The 15698-nt window shown below is 27.9% G+C and carries 19 protein-coding genes; 17 read left to right on the top strand and 2 right to left on the bottom strand.

Annotated elements, in window-relative coordinates; translation table 11 throughout:
* Positions 1–19 precede the first annotated feature (19 nt).
* Positions 20–190, top strand: coding sequence for a YvrJ family protein (locus ACUN06_RS10470; protein ID WP_133015567.1), 171 nt, complete (start codon positions 20–22; stop codon positions 188–190).
* A 64-nt stretch (positions 191–254) separates the two neighbouring features.
* Here the strand turns inward: ACUN06_RS10470 and ACUN06_RS10465 are convergent, their stop codons facing one another.
* Positions 255–1892, bottom strand: coding sequence for a putative manganese-dependent inorganic diphosphatase (locus tag ACUN06_RS10465; RefSeq protein ID WP_294367706.1), 1638 nt, complete (start codon positions 1890–1892; stop codon positions 255–257).
* Between the two features lie 248 nt (positions 1893–2140).
* On the opposite strand from ACUN06_RS10465, the gene ACUN06_RS10460 reads away from it, so the two are divergent.
* The 6 genes from ACUN06_RS10460 to thiI all read left to right on the top strand — a co-directional run bounded on the left by ACUN06_RS10460 (position 2141) and on the right by thiI (position 10172).
* On the top strand, positions 2141–4690 hold the full coding sequence (locus tag ACUN06_RS10460; RefSeq protein WP_449389752.1) for a calcium-translocating P-type ATPase, SERCA-type: 2550 nt from the start codon (positions 2141–2143) through the stop codon (positions 4688–4690).
* Positions 4691–4891: 201 nt separating this feature from the next.
* Complete coding sequence (thrC, locus tag ACUN06_RS10455) at positions 4892–6358, top strand: threonine synthase (RefSeq protein WP_291731104.1); 1467 nt, start codon at positions 4892–4894, stop codon at positions 6356–6358.
* On the top strand, positions 6355–7254 hold the full coding sequence (gene thrB, locus ACUN06_RS10450; protein WP_291731102.1) for a homoserine kinase: 900 nt from the start codon (positions 6355–6357) through the stop codon (positions 7252–7254). Before thrC ends, thrB begins: the two co-directional genes overlap by 4 nt.
* Positions 7255–7256: 2 nt before the next feature.
* The gene (locus ACUN06_RS10445; protein WP_291731100.1) at positions 7257–7694 is read left to right on the top strand and encodes an ACT domain-containing protein; all 438 of its coding nucleotides are present in this window, start codon (positions 7257–7259) and stop codon (positions 7692–7694) included.
* A gap of 181 nt (positions 7695–7875) precedes the next feature.
* Positions 7876–9018, top strand: a complete 1143-nt coding sequence (locus ACUN06_RS10440; protein WP_291731098.1) for a cysteine desulfurase family protein — start codon at positions 7876–7878, stop codon at positions 9016–9018.
* Positions 9015–10172: a tRNA uracil 4-sulfurtransferase ThiI gene (gene thiI / locus ACUN06_RS10435; protein ID WP_291731096.1), complete on the top strand. Its 1158-nt coding sequence runs from the start codon at positions 9015–9017 to the stop codon at positions 10170–10172. Before ACUN06_RS10440 ends, thiI begins: the two co-directional genes overlap by 4 nt.
* Before the next feature lie 306 nt (positions 10173–10478).
* On the opposite strand, the gene ACUN06_RS10430 is transcribed toward thiI, so the two are convergent.
* On the bottom strand, positions 10479–10895 hold the full coding sequence (locus tag ACUN06_RS10430; RefSeq protein WP_291731094.1) for a hypothetical protein: 417 nt from the start codon (positions 10893–10895) through the stop codon (positions 10479–10481).
* 199 nt (positions 10896–11094) lie between these two features.
* On the opposite strand from ACUN06_RS10430, the gene ACUN06_RS10425 reads away from it, so the two are divergent.
* From ACUN06_RS10425 to ACUN06_RS10380, 10 genes are read left to right on the top strand one after another with little or no spacing between them, the layout of a single operon-like run.
* The gene (locus ACUN06_RS10425) at positions 11095–11484 is read left to right on the top strand and encodes an NADH-quinone oxidoreductase subunit C (protein WP_449389751.1); all 390 of its coding nucleotides are present in this window, start codon (positions 11095–11097) and stop codon (positions 11482–11484) included.
* Between the two features lie 3 nt (positions 11485–11487).
* Positions 11488–12570 (top strand): hydrogenase large subunit, encoded by a 1083-nt coding sequence (locus ACUN06_RS10420; RefSeq protein WP_449389750.1) that lies wholly within the window; start codon positions 11488–11490, stop codon positions 12568–12570.
* 10 nt (positions 12571–12580) lie between these two features.
* Positions 12581–12922 carry a hydrogenase maturation nickel metallochaperone HypA gene (gene hypA, locus ACUN06_RS10415; RefSeq protein ID WP_291731087.1) on the top strand — a complete coding sequence of 114 codons (342 nt, stop codon included), beginning with the start codon at positions 12581–12583 and terminating at the stop codon, positions 12920–12922.
* A 2-nt stretch (positions 12923–12924) separates the two neighbouring features.
* Positions 12925–13569: a hydrogenase nickel incorporation protein HypB gene (gene hypB, locus ACUN06_RS10410; RefSeq protein WP_294126409.1), complete on the top strand. Its 645-nt coding sequence runs from the start codon at positions 12925–12927 to the stop codon at positions 13567–13569.
* 18 nt (positions 13570–13587) lie between these two features.
* Positions 13588–14121: a Na+/H+ antiporter subunit E gene (locus ACUN06_RS10405; protein ID WP_291731082.1), complete on the top strand. Its 534-nt coding sequence runs from the start codon at positions 13588–13590 to the stop codon at positions 14119–14121.
* Positions 14121–14384 carry a monovalent cation/H+ antiporter complex subunit F gene (locus ACUN06_RS10400; protein ID WP_291731080.1) on the top strand — a complete coding sequence of 88 codons (264 nt, stop codon included), beginning with the start codon at positions 14121–14123 and terminating at the stop codon, positions 14382–14384. Before ACUN06_RS10405 ends, ACUN06_RS10400 begins: the two co-directional genes overlap by 1 nt.
* On the top strand, positions 14384–14728 hold the full coding sequence (mnhG, locus tag ACUN06_RS10395) for a monovalent cation/H(+) antiporter subunit G (RefSeq protein ID WP_291731078.1): 345 nt from the start codon (positions 14384–14386) through the stop codon (positions 14726–14728). Before ACUN06_RS10400 ends, mnhG begins: the two co-directional genes overlap by 1 nt.
* Complete coding sequence (locus ACUN06_RS10390; protein WP_291731076.1) at positions 14721–14996, top strand: Na(+)/H(+) antiporter subunit B; 276 nt, start codon at positions 14721–14723, stop codon at positions 14994–14996. The genes mnhG and ACUN06_RS10390 overlap by 8 nt, the downstream gene beginning before the upstream one ends.
* Entirely contained in the window at positions 14981–15259 is a 279-nt protein-coding gene (mbhE, locus tag ACUN06_RS10385) for a hydrogen gas-evolving membrane-bound hydrogenase subunit E (RefSeq protein ID WP_291731074.1), read from the top strand. Before ACUN06_RS10390 ends, mbhE begins: the two co-directional genes overlap by 16 nt.
* Before the next feature lies 1 nt (position 15260).
* The gene (locus ACUN06_RS10380; protein WP_291731072.1) at positions 15261–15695 is read left to right on the top strand and encodes an MnhB domain-containing protein; all 435 of its coding nucleotides are present in this window, start codon (positions 15261–15263) and stop codon (positions 15693–15695) included.
* Positions 15696–15698: the final 3 nt, after the last annotated feature.

The following is a 15698-nucleotide window of genomic DNA, read 5'->3' as shown; positions in this document are numbered from 1 at the left end:
ATTTTTAGGAGGTAAATTTATGGAGATAAGTGAACTTGTAAATTTAATTGCTAATGTAGGTTTTCCAGTAGCTATTAGTGCATATTTATTAATACGATTAGAAAAACAAATAATGACATTAACATTTTCAATAAACAAGCTTAATACCATAATTTCAACTAAGCTTGGTATTGTGATTGATAATGAGTAAAAAATGGGGCTTTTACACTAATTATTTAGTGCAAAAGTCCTATTTTAAAATTACCTTATATTAATTAAGCAGTTATTGCATTAGTTATTGGAGGTACAACTTGTTTCTTTCTTGAAAGAACTCCTGGTAAAAATGCACCTTTGTCTTTTAATGTAACATTAAATGCCTTTTCAACTATTTCAGGTTTAGCACCTGTAACTAATATTTCAGAACCTTCATTTAATATGTCAGTTAATAATAACATAACCATATCTAATCCAGCTTCCTTAGCCTTTTGATCCATATAATTTAACATTTCTTCTTTTAAAGGCATGAATCCTTCAATATCCATTGTGTTAACTTGAGCAATACCTACTTTAGTATCTTCAATAGTAAATGGTTTGAAGTCTGAATTAAAGATTTGTTCAACAGTTTTACCTTTTAATGAAGTACCAGCTTTAAACATTTCTTTTGCAAATTTTTCTATGTTTATATCAGCAATTTCAGCAAGCTTTTTGCAAGTATATTGATCTTGTGGAGTGCAAGTTGGACTTCTGAATAATAATGTATCAGAAATTATAGCACCACATAATAATCCAGCAGCCTTTCTTGAAGGTCTGATTCCATTTTCAAAGAAGCATTTAGCAACTATTGTTGATGTACTTCCAACTGGTTCATTTCTGAAGTAAATTGGATTATTTGTTTGAATATCAGCTACTCTGTGGTGGTCAATAATTTCTACTATTTCAGCATCTTCTAATCCATCAACAGATTGACCTCTTTCATTGTGGTCAACTTGAATAACTTTTTTCTTATGGTTAGAAATTAAGTGGTATCTAGAAACTGTACCAACAACTCTTCCGTTTTGATCTAAAACAGGGTAGCTTCTAAATCTAGTTTCAGTCATAATTCCTTTTATATCATCAACTAAATCATCAGTTGTGAAAGAAACTATATTTTCTTTTACCATAACATACCCAACTGGGATACTTTGAACTAAAAGTCTTGAAGTTGTAAATGAATCATGTTGAGTTACTATAACAGTTACACCATGTTCTTTAGCTAATTCAATTATGTTTTGAGAAGGAGCATATCCTCCAGTTACAATCATTAATGAAACATTAAGTTTAATTAATTCAGCTTGAGCTTCTTCTCTATCTCCAACTATTGCAATATCACCTTCTTCAATATGACCAGTCATAGTGTCAGGTTGCATAGCTGAAACAACTATTTTACCTGGGAATGTAGTTAAATTTTCATTAATATAAGAAGCTTTAGCAGATAAAGTATCAATAATATTATCTAATGTTGTATTACTTTTAGCTAAAATTCTGTTATCCCAAATATCCATGTAGCAAGATGTAAGGTTAGATACTGCTAGTACCCCTAAAAGATGGTTATTTTCATCTGCAACAGGTAATGTTTTTATATTTTTATCTCTCATTATAGTCCAAGCTGTCTTTAAAGAAAGCTCAGGAGATACAGGACTTATATTATCAAATTGTAAGTCTTCTACCTTTAATTTAACTGTTTTTAAAAGTTGTGGAGCTTCAGCGTTGAAGTAATCTAAGATATATTGAGTTTCTTGATTAACATCACCTAATCTACAAGCAATAGTTTCAATATCGCCAATTTTATTTTTGAATTCAGTATATGCGTAAGCAGCACATATTGAGTCCGAGTCTGGATTTTTATGTCCAGTTACATAAATTACATCTTTCATGCAATACGCCTCCTTTAGTTAGTTGTATTAAAATTCAATAAAATAAGGAAATCCTTTAACTAAATAATAAAATATTTAATATTAAAAGAAATTTCACATAGTTTACATATAGTATTATTCTATATTTCTATTAGGAATTTGTAAATAAAAATGTTAAGCATAGAAATCATAAATTTTCCATAAATATTCATAGTATTACATAAACATTAATATATATATACAAGAGTTCTTAAAGAGGAGGAAAAAGGGTGATACAGGAAAAGGAATTTACTAGAGGATTAAGTACTAGAGAAGCAGAAAAAAGAGTTAAATCCTATGGATTAAATGAACTTAAACATAATAAGAAAAAATCACCAGTTTTAATTTTTTTAGCACAATTTAATGATTTTTTAGTATGGGTATTAATAGGTGCAACTATTATTTCAGGATTTATTGGAGATAAGGCAGATGCAATAACTATACTTATTATAGTAATTGTAAATGCAATATTAGGATTTGTTCAAGAGTTTAGAACTGAAAAATCATTAGAAGCACTTCAAGAATTAGCAGCACCAACATGTAAAGTAATTAGAGATGGAAATATAAAAGTTGTTAGTTCAAAGGAATTAACTATAGGTGATTTAGTTGTTTTAGAAGCAGGAGATAGAATTCCAGCAGATGGAACATTTATTGATGCAGCTAATATGGTTGTTGATGAATCATTATTAACAGGAGAATCAGTTGGAATTTCAAAAGATACAACAAAAGGTAAAAATTCAGGGTTTATGGGAACAATAGTTTTAAAAGGAAGAGGCTTAATAATAATAGATGCTATTGGAATGAAAACTGAAATGGGTAAGATAGCTAATCTTTTAGATAATATAGAAGAAGATAAATCACCTTTAAGAGAAAGGCTAGATTCATTAGGAAAAATACTTGTTGTAATGTGTATCGTAGTTTGTTTAATTGTTACTATATTAGGAATAATAAGAGGTAATGATATTACAGAAATGTTTCTTTTAGGTGTTTCATTAGCTGTTGCAGCAATACCAGAAGGTTTAGCAGCAATAGTAACAGTTGCATTAGCATTAGGTGTTGGTAGAATGTTAAAGAGAAATGCACTTATTAGAAAGCTACCTGCAGTTGAAACATTAGGATGTACATCAGTAATTTGTTCTGATAAAACAGGAACATTAACTCAAAATAAGATGACTGTAAAAGAAATATTGGTTAATGGAAGAATATATGAGTTAGATAAAGAAAAAATTTATGATTGTGAAAAGTTAAAAAAGGCATTTATATATTGCAATGATGCTAATTATAATTATGAAATAAAAGATATTGAAAAAGCTGTTATGGGTGATCCAACAGAAACAGCTTTAGTAAAGGCATTTTATAAAGATAGCAAGGAACTTCAAAAATTTGTAGAGAAAAGTAAAAGAGTTTATGAAATATCATTTGATTCTACTAGAAAAATGATGACAGTTATAATGAATGAAAATGGTAAAGAAACTTGTTATATGAAGGGAGCTCCAGAAAGAGTATTAGAAAAGTGTAATTCGGTATTAGAAAATGGTAAGGTAAAGCCATTAACATATCAAAAGAAAAAACAAATATATAGTTATATTGAAGCTATGTCTAATAGAGCACTAAGATGTATAGCTGCAGCATATAAGGAAGAGAATTTAGTTAAAAATGAATCTGTTGAATGTGATTTAATATTTTTAGGTGTTGCAGGTAGTATGGATCCTCCAAGGATAGAAGTTAAAGATGCTGTTTTAAAATGTAAAATGGCAGGAATTAAACCTATCATGATTACTGGAGATCATAAAAATACAGCATTAGCTATAGCTAAAAGTATTAACATATGTAATTCTGATGATCAAGCTGTAACAGGTGATGAATTAGAAAAGATGTCAGATTCAGAGTTGGTTAAAAAAGTAAATAAAATAAGAGTATTTGCTAGGGTATCACCTAATCATAAATTAAGAATTGTTAGAGCTTTTAAAAAGAATAATAATATTGTTGCTATGACTGGTGATGGTGTAAATGATGCACCAGCAATTAAGGAAGCTGATATTGGAGTTGCAATGGGTATATCAGGAACTGATGTAACTAAGGAAGCTGCAGCTATGGTATTAATGGATGATAATTTTGCTACAATTGTATCAGCAGTAGAAGAAGGAAGAGTAATTTATGATAATATAAGAAAGTTTATAAGATATTTATTATCTTGTAACCTAGGTGAAGTTTTAACAATGTTTTTAGCATCATTATTTTATTTACCAAATCCACTTACACCAATTCAAATTTTATTTGTAAACCTTGCTACAGATGGATTACCTGCAATTGCATTAGGGGTTGATCCTCCTGATAAAGATATAATGAGACAATCTCCAAGAGAAAAAAATGAAGGTATTTTTGCAAGAGGACTTTGGGAAAAGATTATTGTAAGGGGAAGTTTAATAGGAGTTTGCACACTTTTATCATTTATGTCAGGTAGATATTATGGAATGGACTTAGCAACTTGTAGAACTATTACAATGTGTACTTTAGTTATGTCACAATTATTGCATGTATTTGAGTGTAGATCAGAAAGACATTCTATATTTGAGATAAATATATTTAGTAATATATATTTATTAGGAGCTGTATTAGTTTCTATGACAATGATATGTTGTATATTATATATACCTTTTTTAAGTGGAATTTTTAATACTGTTGCATTAAATTTAGGACAATGGTTATTAGTAATATTTTTTTCAGGAATAATATTCTTAATAAACAGTGTATATTTATTAATTAAATCAAAAAAATAATTTTTAATTGATTTCTGGCTATGAAATTATATAGTCAGAAATTTTTTTATTTATAAAGAAAATATTTTTTGATATTAAAATGTTTACAGTGAAAAAACGGTTGTATATCATGGGAATACATGATAAAATTTTTTTATGGTAATTATTGTTTTAAAATAAAAATAAAGGATGAGCGTATAAATGTTAATTAGGGGGTGCAAAATGAATTTTATAAGTACAAGAGGAGGGGAGGAAACAGTTTCATCCTCGCAAGCAATTATAAAGGGGATTGCAAATGACGGTGGATTATATGTTCCAAATGAATTTCCTAATATATATGATAATTTAAAAAAGAAAATGGGGCTTTCTTATATAGAATTAGCATATGAAGTTATAAAAGAATTTTTTGGAGATATAGGAGAAGAAAATTTAAAAGGGGTAATAAATAGGGCTTATAATGGTAAATTTTCTGTTAGAGAAGAAAAGAATTTTTTAGAATTATATCATGGGCCAACATCTGCATTTAAAGATGCAGCACTTCTTTTCTTACCACAAGTAATGAAAGAAGCAAAAAAGTTAAATAATATAAAAGAAGAAATAATAATATTAACTGCAACTTCTGGGGACACAGGAAAGGCAGCATTGCAGGGATTTAGTAATGTTGATGGATTTAAGGTTGTAGTTTATTATCCTGAAAATGGAGTAAGTGCAATTCAGGAAAAACAAATGGTAACTCAAGAAGGTAATAATGTAGAAGTAATTGGAATTAGAGGCAACTTTGATAATGCACAAAGTGGAGTTAAAAAGATATTTGGGGATATTGAATTTAAGAAAGAATTAAAAAATAGGGGCTTTTTATTATCTTCGGCAAATTCAATTAATATTGGAAGATTAGTTCCACAAATAGTTTATTATTTTTATGGTTACTTTGATTTAGTTAATAAGCAAAAAATAAAAGAGGGCAATGAAATAAATATAGTAGTTCCAACAGGGAACTTTGGAAATATATTAGCAGCTTACTATTCGAAAAGAATGGGGCTTCCTATAGGAAAGCTAATATGCTCATCTAATGAAAATAATGTATTAACAGATTTTTTAAATACAGGTGTATATGATAAAAGAAGAGATTTAATATTAACTGAATCTCCATCAATGGATATTTTAATATCTTCTAATTTGGAAAGGCTTATATTTGAAGCTAATAATAGAGATGCAGAAAAAACTAAAAAGCTTATGGAAGAATTAAATGAAAATGGTGTTTATTCAATTTCAAATGAAAGCAGGAAGTTCTTAAAGGACTTTTATGGAAATTATGCTGATACTAAAGAAGTATATAAAGCAATTAAAGAAGTTTATGAAAAAGAAAATTATCTTATGGATACACATACAGCTGTTGGATATGTAGTTCTTAATAAATATAAGAATGAAACAGGAGATAACAGACAAGCTCTTATAGTATCTACTGCAAGTCCGTATAAATTTCCAAGAAGCATATGTAGGGCTTTAGGATTAGATGTTAGTAATAAAAATGATTTTGAAGTGTTGAAGTTATTAAATGAATATACTAATATTGAAATTCCTAATAATTTAAAGGGCTTGGATGTTAAGAAGGTTATTCACAATAAGGTATGTAATAAAGAAAAGATGAAGGAAAGCTTACTTGAATTTTTAAAGGAAAATAAAAATTGATTAAGGTAAGAGTACCAGCGACATCAGCAAATTTGGGGCCAGGATTTGATTCGTTGGGAATTTCTTTAAGTATATATAATGAATATGGATTTTCACTTAAAGATGAAGAAGGTTTATTTTTTGAAGGTGTGGAAAAAGAATTTCAAAATGAAGATAATATAATTTATAAAGCTATTAAAAAAGTTTTTGATAAATATGACTTTAAATTTTATGGTTTAGGGATTACAATAATAAAACAGGATATCCCAATATCAAGAGGGTTAGGATCTAGTTCTAGTTGTATAGTAGCTGGATTAATAGGGGCTTTTGCATTAATGGGTAAGAATATAGATAAAGAAGAAATATTAAACTTAGCAGTTGATATTGAAGGGCACCCAGATAATGTATGTCCAGCTATTTTTGGAGGCTTAATTTCTACAATAATGACAAATGATAAAAAGCCATTATATAATTGTGTGAATGTAAAAGATGGTATAAAGTTTGTTGCATTGATTCCAAGATTTAAGCTTTCAACTGAAAAGGCAAGAGCAATATTACCTAAGGAAATTTTATTTAAAGATTGTGTTTATAATATAGGAAGAGCTGCTTTATTGGTATCTGCATTTTCAAATGGAAATTATAATTTATTAAGAGAAGCAACAAAGGATAAACTTCATCAACAATATAGAAGTGGTCTTATAAAGAATTTTAATAATGTATATAATAAAGCATTAGAATTAAATGTTTTTGCATGTTTTTTAAGTGGAGCAGGACCAACATTAATGGCAATAATAAGTAAAGATGATTTTGTTTTTGTAAATGAAATTTCAAAATTTATAAGTGATAATGATATTAATTGGGATATTAAAGAGTTAACAATTGATAAAGATGGGGCAAAAATTTTGAAAGGTGAATAAATATGAACGGAGATTATTTAGTTATTGATAAAAAGGTTTTGCCAGAAGTATATGAAAAGGTGATTGCTACAAAAAAGATTTTACAAGAAGGCAAAGTTAAAGAAATCACTGAAGCTACAAAATTAGCTGGAATAAGCAGAAGTGTTTATTATAAGTATAAAGATTATGTATTTGAATTTTCTCAAATGTCTAATGGAAGAAAGGCAACTTTTAATATGATAATTGGGCATGAAAAAGGGGTACTTTCAAATATATTAAATCTTATTTCAGAATACCAAGGAAATATACTAACAATTGATCAGGGGATTCCAATTAATAATTTAGCTAATTTAAGTTTAACTATTGATATATCATCAATGAAAATTGAATTAAGTGAAATGCTAGAAAATTTGAAAAAACTAGATTATGTTGATAGAGTAGAATTTATAGCTATGGAGTAAAATATAATTGTCTCTGGGGTTAATCTAATATTTGGATTGACCCCAGAGATTTATTTTGATAGAATTTAAAATTAATGTGATATAACTATTTATAGTATTAAAATTTTAGATTTAATTTATGAAACTAAAATTTAAAAATTCACTTATGATGTAAATACTAATAAGAAAGGAGTGATTGTCAGTGAATGTTTATTTTGATAATAGTGCAACTACTAAGCCTTATGATGAAGTAATAGAAGCTGTAAGCAAGGGCATGAAGGAGTACTTTGGCAATCCGTCATCATTACATAAGATTGGAATGAATTGTGAAAAGCGATTAAATGAAGCAAGAGAGTATTTTGCATCTACAATTAAATGCAATAAAGAAGAAATTTATTTTACTTCTGGAGGAAGTGAGGGTAATAATCTTATTTTAAAGGGATTATTAAAACCAGGGCATCATTTTATAACAACTGCTTTTGAACATCATTCAATAATTAGTACATGTAAGCAGCTTGAAGAAAAGGGTGTAAAGGTTACATATTTAGATGTTGATAGTGAAGGAAGAATTTCATTAGAAGATTTAGAAGAAGCCATTACAAAAGATACTGTATTAGTATCAATAATGCAAGTTAATAATGAAATTGGAGTTATTCAAGACATTGAAGCTATTGGAAAATTAATTAAGGAAAGAAGCTCAAGAGCTAAGTTTCATGTAGATGCAGTTCAAGGTTATGGAAAGCTTCCTATTGATGTTAATAAGTCAAATGTAGACTTTTTAACAGTTGCATCTCATAAAATTCACGGACCAAAAGGTGTAGGATTTATATATATAAAAAAAGGAATAATATTAAATTCATTAATTTCTGGAGGAAGCCAAGAAAAAGGTATTAGAGCAGGAACAGAAAATTTACCAGGAATAATTGGATTTGAAAAAGCAGCTCAAATGACTTTTGAAGAAATGGAAAGCAGGTATGATAAAGTTTTAGAGTTAAAAAAATATTTTGTTGAAAGATTAAATGAAATAAAGGATATAAGAATTAATGGAGAAATAGATGGCTTTAGTCCTTATATTTTGAATGTTTCATTTTTAGGTGTTAGGGCTGAGGTGTTATTACATTTGCTAGAAGAGCAAAATATTTATGTAGCTACTGGATCTGCATGTACATCTAAAAGTAGTGCAGCACATGGAAGTTATGTAATAAAATCTTTGGGATTAAGTAATAAAGAAGTGGAATCAGCAATTAGATTTTCTTTCTCATATGAAAATACAAAGGAAGAAGTAGATTATACAATTGATGTACTTAAAAAGTCATTAATGTTTTTAAGGAGAGTAAAAAGATGAACAATAAGTTAATTTTAGTGAAGTATGCTTCAGAAATATTTTTAAAAGGATTAAATAGAGGAAAGTTTGAAAGAAAGTTAAAGGAAAACATAGAAAAAAAACTTTCTGGATTAGAATTTGAATTTGTTACTGACCAAGGAAGAGGTTTTATTAAGGCAACAGACATAGAAGCAGCAGTAGAAAGAGTAAGAAAAGTATTTGGTGTTGCTGAAGTATGTATAGTTACTCAAGTTGAAAGAGATTTAAATGCCATAAAGGAAGAGGCTTTAAAGAAAGTTAAGGAAGCTAATCCTAAAACATTTAAAATTGAAACAAATAGAGCAAATAAGAAATTCCAATTAAATTCTATAGAAACATCTAGACAAGTTGGAGGATATGTACTTCATCATTTTGGAGAAGCACTTTATGTAGATGTTAAAAATCCAGAATGCTTAGTAAATATAGAAATAAGAGAAAATGCATATGTATTTACAAGTAAAGATAAAATAAAAGGTGTTGGAGGATTACCATATGGAATGAATGGAAGTACAATGTTAATGCTTTCAGGTGGTATTGACTCTCCAGTAGCAGGATATTTAATGGCTAGAAGAGGTGTAGAATTAAATTGTGTTTATTATCACAGTCATCCATATACTTCAGAAAGAGCAAAAGATAAAGTTAAGGAATTAGCTAAGATACTTTCTAATTACACTGAAAGAGTTAATTTATATATAGTTCCATTTACAGAAATTCAATTAGATATAATGGAAAAATGCAGACAAGATGAGTTAACAATATTAATGAGAAGATTTATGATGAGATGTGCATGTACTTTAGCTGAAAAATATGGAGTACAATCAATTTCAAGTGGAGAAAGTATAGGTCAAGTTGCAAGTCAAACTATGGAAGGATTAATAGTAAGTACTGATTGTGCAGATAGACCAGTATTTAGACCATTAATTGCAATGGATAAAGGTGATATTATGGATATTGCTAAAGAAATAGGAACATATGATACTTCAATATTACCATATGAAGATTGTTGTACAATATTTGTGCCAAAACATCCTAAAACTAAGCCACAATTAGAAGCAATGAGAAAAGCAGAATCTGTTTTAGATGTTGAAGAAATGGTTAGAAAAGCAATTGAAGGAACAGAATTAGTTGTTTTCTAAAATTTGAAATATTAATATAAAAATTAAACTGTAACATAATAGAAAATTATGTTGCAGTTTTTTATTAGGATTACAAATATAATATTTATATTTGTAAAGTAGATTTCATGTTAAAAGTTTTGGTGGTATTTATAAGATTTAATTTGGATTTATAAAAAGAAATTGAAGGTAATAAAGATTGAAGATTAATAATTAATTTTTAAGAATATAAAAAATGGATAATATAAATATGTAAGCTTAGACCGTACTGTTTGGGATAGTACGGTTTTAATATTATCAAAAAGAGCCGCATTTGCGACTCTTTTATTATCTTGTTCTCATTTTAGTAGCTTGTTGTCTAGCTTTTTTTATTTGACTATGGTCAAATGGATGAAGATCTTTTCTTGTAGTTAAGTTAGCTATATTTGAAGCAATAACAACTTCAGAATTTGCTTTACCTTTTTCACCTTTGATTCCCATAACAATTACTTTGTTACCTTGATTTATATCTATAAATTCAGGCTTTTTAAACCATCTATTTCTCTTATATTCACATTTACATATTTGCTTACCAGCATCAGATTTAACAACTAACCAAACATGTAATCTATTAAAAATTCCTAAAAAGCTCTTAGTTTCAGTTTTAACTGATAAAACTGTACCAGATACACTTGTCATTCTGTCTCCGTACTTATTCATATATGCATCAGAGTAATATTTAGTCATTTTATCTTTGAAACCCATTGCAAAAAACTCCTTTATTATAAATTATACTATATTAACAGTAATTATATTGTAATTATAGCATAAAAGTTATGGATATAAAATAAAATTCAAAAAGTTTAAATATACTATTAAAATAGGACATAAATTTTTGTATAATAAAAGAATAAATAATTGTAAAAAATATACATAAACAGAAAATAATGTTTGGGGGTGTGATATGAAAAAAATTATCACAGAAAAAATTTCAAAGGATGAAATAGTGAAAAAGGTAAGAGAAGTCAGGGAAAAGGAAGGGAGATTAGTTGCTATCAATGGTTATGTAAATAAAGAAAAAAGTAATATTATTGTTTATACATTAGAGTATGATGAATTTAGAAAACATTATAATATTGAAGGGGAAAATATATTACCCACAATTACTAATATATATAAAGGAGCACAATGGTTTGAGGAGGAAATACAAGAGGTTATGCCAGTAAAGTTCGAAGGTCTTGTATTTAGTGGAAGATTATTTTTGCCAGATGAATTTAAGGAAGGGCAAGGACAAATTTTAATAATGCCTTTAAATGAATTAAAAAAATTAAAAAACAATCAAAAGGAGGAGTAAATAATGAGTTATGTTTTACCATTAGGACCTTATCATCCTGCTTTAGAGGAACCTGTTCATGTTAAGCTTCTTACTGAAGGTGAAATTATAAAGGATTCAGAGGTTTATATAGGGTATAACCATAGGGGGATAGAAAAGTTAACTGAAACTAGGAATTTTATTCAAACAATTACATTAGTAGAAAGAGTATGTGGAATTTGTTCACATTCACATGCAATGACATATTGTTTAGCAATAGAAGATATTGTTGGAATGGAGGTTCCAAAGAGGGGGCAATATATAAGAGTAATATTAAGTGAATTAGAAAGATTACATTCTCATTATTTATGGTTAGGTTTAGCGGCACATATAATTGCTTTTGATTCTTTATTCATGATGTGCTTTGCATCAAGAGAAAAGATAATGGATATGTTAGAAGTTATAAGTGGAAATAGAGTTAATTATGCTATGAATATTGTTGGTGGAGCAAGAAGAGATATTAATGAAGAACAAAAACAAACATTAATAAATATGATATCAGAATTAAGAAGAGAATATAAGAATATTTATAATATATATGCTAAAGATTCAAGTATAGCAGCTAGGACTAAAGGTGTTGGTGTTTTATCAAAAGATGATGCATTAAATTATGGAGCATGTGGCCCTCATGGAAGAGCCTCAGGAGTTAATTTTGATGTAAGAAAAACAATGTCTTATAACTTTTATGAAGATTTTGAATTTAATGTAGCATTAGCAAAAGATGGTGATGTATTTTCAAGAGCGGTAGTAAGATTAATTGAAATTGAAGAAAGTTTTAAAATTATTGAACAAGCATTAAATAAAATTCCAAATGGGCCTATTAACTTAGGAAATAAAATACCAAGAGTACCAGCTGGAGAAGCTATGATTGTTACTGAAGCGCCAAGAGGTGAAGTAACTTATTATGTAGTAACTAATGGTGGACAAACAAATGGGAGAGTTAATATTCACGTACCAACATTTAAAAATGCAATGACAGTTCCAGTTATGTTAAAGAATAATACAATTGCAGATGCAGGATTAATAGTTGCAAGTATTGACCCTTGTTTTTCTTGTTTAGATAGGTAGGAAGAGAATTATGCATGAATTAGCAGTAACAAAGGGATTACTTAAAATATGCTTAGAGGAAGGTGAAAAGCATAAAATAAAAAAAATAAGAAAAATAAATATAAAAGTTGGGGAACTTACAGATTTACTTCCAGCTTGTATAGAATATTATTTTAATATTGTTTCTAAAGATACAATTGCAGAAAATACTAAAATTAATGTTGAAAAGATACCAGTTGAAATTAAATGTAATGAATGTGGATATAGTGGAGTTTTAGGAAAAAATAATTATGTATGTCCTAAATGCAAGGGAATAGTATATGAAATTACTAAGGGAAAGGAATTTTATTTAGACACTATGGAGGTTGATTAATTATGGAAATTAAGGTTGTAAGACAAATTTTAGAGTGGAATGAAGATTGTCATAAGGAAGTGCAGGAGGAACTTAATGAAAATAATGTTAAAATGATAAATATTATGGGATCTCCAGGAGCTGGAAAAACAACTTTTATATTAAATTTAATTGATGAATTAAAAGAAATGGGATTAAATGTTGCAGTTATAGAAGGAGATATAGAAGGAACTATAGATGCAAAAAAAATTCAAGATAAAGGAATACCTGTTGTTCAATTAAATACTAAAGGTGCATGTCATATTGAAGCAATGTCAATAAAAAATATTATACATGAATTTAATTTAAATGACTTAGATTTAATAATAGTTGAAAATATAGGTAACTTGGTATGCCCAGCAGAATTTGATATTGGAGAGGTAGTAAAAGTTGCACTATTAAGTATTCCAGAAGGTGATGATAAAGTTGTAAAATATCCATTAATGTTTTCAAAAGCAGATGCATTGATACTTACTAAATATGATATGATAAAATATTTTAAATTTAATGAAGATGAAGTAAAAAAACAAACATTTTTAAGAAATCCTAATTCAAAGATTTTTAAGATAAATTCTTTAAAGAAAGGTGAAGCAAAGGAATTTGCAAAATGGCTAGTTAAAAAAATATAAATTAGAAGGTGATAATTTGTGAAAAAGTGGACAGCATTTTTTGCTACCTTTATCTTATCATATTTGTTTTGGATACTATTTTTAATGCAAGATTTTAATGTTTTTCACTTAGGAAGACAGGAATTGATTGTAGGTGCAATTGTAGCAATAGTTGTAAGCTTATTTTCAAGTTCATATTTTGTAAGAGAAGATGGGCTATGGTTATTTAAAAAAATTAGAATTATTAATTTATTAATATTTATTCCTGTATATTTATGGGAACTTATTAAAGCAAATTTTAGCGTTGCAATTAAATCTTTATGTCCTAAGATTGATGTGAATCCTGGAATTGTAAAAATAACTACAGATATAAATTCTGATTATGGATTAGCAATGTTGGCTAATTGTATAACTTTAACACCAGGGACAATTACAATGGATATTTATGAAGAAGGTAATGGTAAAAATTCAATGTATATTCATTGGATAGATGCAACAACAGAAGATACTGAAGAAGCATCTAAAATTATAAAAGGAAGGTTTGAATATTTTGTAAGGAGGCTTTTTAAATAATGGATATGAATTCTATATTTTATATAGTAGCAATATTATTGGCTATCCTAGCATTAATTTTATTATATAGAGTTTTTAAGGGACCTAATATAATAGATAGAGTTTTAGCTGCAGATTCAATAGATATAATTCTAGGCATTGTAATGATTTTATTTGGAACAATTGAAGAAAGAGCTATGTATTTAGATTTAGGTCTTATTATAACGCTTTTGGGTTTTATTGGCACAGTTTTAGTTTCTAAATATTTAGAGGGGGAATTGTAATGTCCATATTAGAAATCATAATTTGTGTATTAATAGTAATAGGTATTTTTTTTACATTAGCAGGTGTAATTGGTGTAATTAGAATGCCAGATACTTTTTGTAGGATTCAAAGTGCCACTAATATAGCAACTATGGGAGCAATGCCAATAGCCTTAGCATGCAGTATATATGGATTTGGAAATTCAAATACTTCTTTAGGGATAAAGGCATTAATAGTTGTTATTTTTTTATTAATTAGTAATCCTGTTGGATCACATGCAATGGCAAGGGCTGCTTATAAGAATAAAGCACATTTATGTGATAAAACAAAATTTGATCATTATAGGAGGGATATAGATGAGTAGTTTTGAAATACTTAATTTTTTAGTTATATTTGGATTAATTATTGCTGCTTTATGTGTATTTTTCTTAGATGATATACTTCAATGTATTATTGCAATGGCTGTACTTGGTACATTTTTAGCACTAGAATTTTTACTTCTTAAAGCACCAGATGTAGCAATTGCAGAAGCGGCAGTTGGAGCAATATTAACTCCTGTAATCTTTATAATAACATTAAATAAAGTTAAGAGTAAAAAGGTTAAGGAGGGAGAAAAGTGCAAAAAAAAATAACGTATATAATTTTATTTTTATTACTTGCATTATTTTCTTTTATTGGAGTTAAAATGAATGCAAATCAAGAGGAATTAGGTAAGGCATCAAAAATAATACTTAATGAAACAATTAGTAAGACAGGGGCTATTAATTCAGTTACAGCAACAGTATTTGATTTTAGGGGATATGATACATTAGGTGAAGCAATTGTATTATTTACAGCAATTTGTGGAGTAGCAACAGTGTTAAGAGTAGAAAAAAAGGCAAAGGAGGAAAGGTAAAATGAAAAAAAGAAGAAATTCAATATTAATTTCATGTACTAATTTAGTTTTACCAATTTTACTTACTCTAGGCCTATATATAATAATTCATGGACATTTATCACCTGGTGGAGGATTTCAAGGTGGAGTATTAATTGCAGGAGCAATTGCGCTTATTTATATTGGATATGGATTTAAGGGTGTTAAGAAGGGAATAGCTTCTAATACATTTAAAATTGCAGAGGACTTAGGAGCACTTGGATTTATAATTTTAGCATTTATAGGATTAATAGGTTCGGGAGTATTCTTTGGAAATGTTTTAGAAAAGGGGAATCCTGGGGACTTATTTTCATCAGGAAGCATATTTTTAATGAATTTTGCAGTAGGATTTAAAGTGTTTGCAGGAATTTCATTTTTAATAATAATTATGTTAGCTAACTTAAATAAGGAGGATTAGTAA

The sequence above is a fragment of the Clostridium sp. ETTB3 genome (assembly GCF_053571985.1).
This window is presented reverse-complemented; position numbering and strand designations above follow the sequence as displayed.

Excerpts from the sequence above, each read along its gene's own strand:
- ACUN06_RS10470 (WP_133015567.1), top strand. The coding sequence starts at position 20 with ATGGAGATAAGTGAACTTGTAAATTTAATTGCTAATGTAGGTTTTCCA.
- ACUN06_RS10465 (WP_294367706.1), bottom strand. The coding sequence starts at position 1,892 with ATGAAAGATGTAATTTATGTAACTGGACATAAAAATCCAGACTCGGAC.
- thrC (WP_291731104.1), top strand. The coding sequence starts at position 4,892 with ATGAATTTTATAAGTACAAGAGGAGGGGAGGAAACAGTTTCATCCTCG.
- ACUN06_RS10445 (WP_291731100.1), top strand. The coding sequence starts at position 7,257 with ATGAACGGAGATTATTTAGTTATTGATAAAAAGGTTTTGCCAGAAGTA.
- thiI (WP_291731096.1), top strand. The coding sequence starts at position 9,015 with ATGAACAATAAGTTAATTTTAGTGAAGTATGCTTCAGAAATATTTTTA.
- ACUN06_RS10430 (WP_291731094.1), bottom strand. The coding sequence starts at position 10,895 with ATGGGTTTCAAAGATAAAATGACTAAATATTACTCTGATGCATATATG.
- ACUN06_RS10425 (WP_449389751.1), top strand. The coding sequence starts at position 11,095 with ATGAAAAAAATTATCACAGAAAAAATTTCAAAGGATGAAATAGTGAAA.
- ACUN06_RS10420 (WP_449389750.1), top strand. The coding sequence starts at position 11,488 with ATGAGTTATGTTTTACCATTAGGACCTTATCATCCTGCTTTAGAGGAA.
- hypA (WP_291731087.1), top strand. The coding sequence starts at position 12,581 with ATGCATGAATTAGCAGTAACAAAGGGATTACTTAAAATATGCTTAGAG.
- hypB (WP_294126409.1), top strand. The coding sequence starts at position 12,925 with ATGGAAATTAAGGTTGTAAGACAAATTTTAGAGTGGAATGAAGATTGT.
- ACUN06_RS10400 (WP_291731080.1), top strand. The coding sequence starts at position 14,121 with ATGGATATGAATTCTATATTTTATATAGTAGCAATATTATTGGCTATC.
- mnhG (WP_291731078.1), top strand. The coding sequence starts at position 14,384 with ATGTCCATATTAGAAATCATAATTTGTGTATTAATAGTAATAGGTATT.
- ACUN06_RS10390 (WP_291731076.1), top strand. The coding sequence starts at position 14,721 with ATGAGTAGTTTTGAAATACTTAATTTTTTAGTTATATTTGGATTAATT.
- ACUN06_RS10380 (WP_291731072.1), top strand. The coding sequence starts at position 15,261 with ATGAAAAAAAGAAGAAATTCAATATTAATTTCATGTACTAATTTAGTT.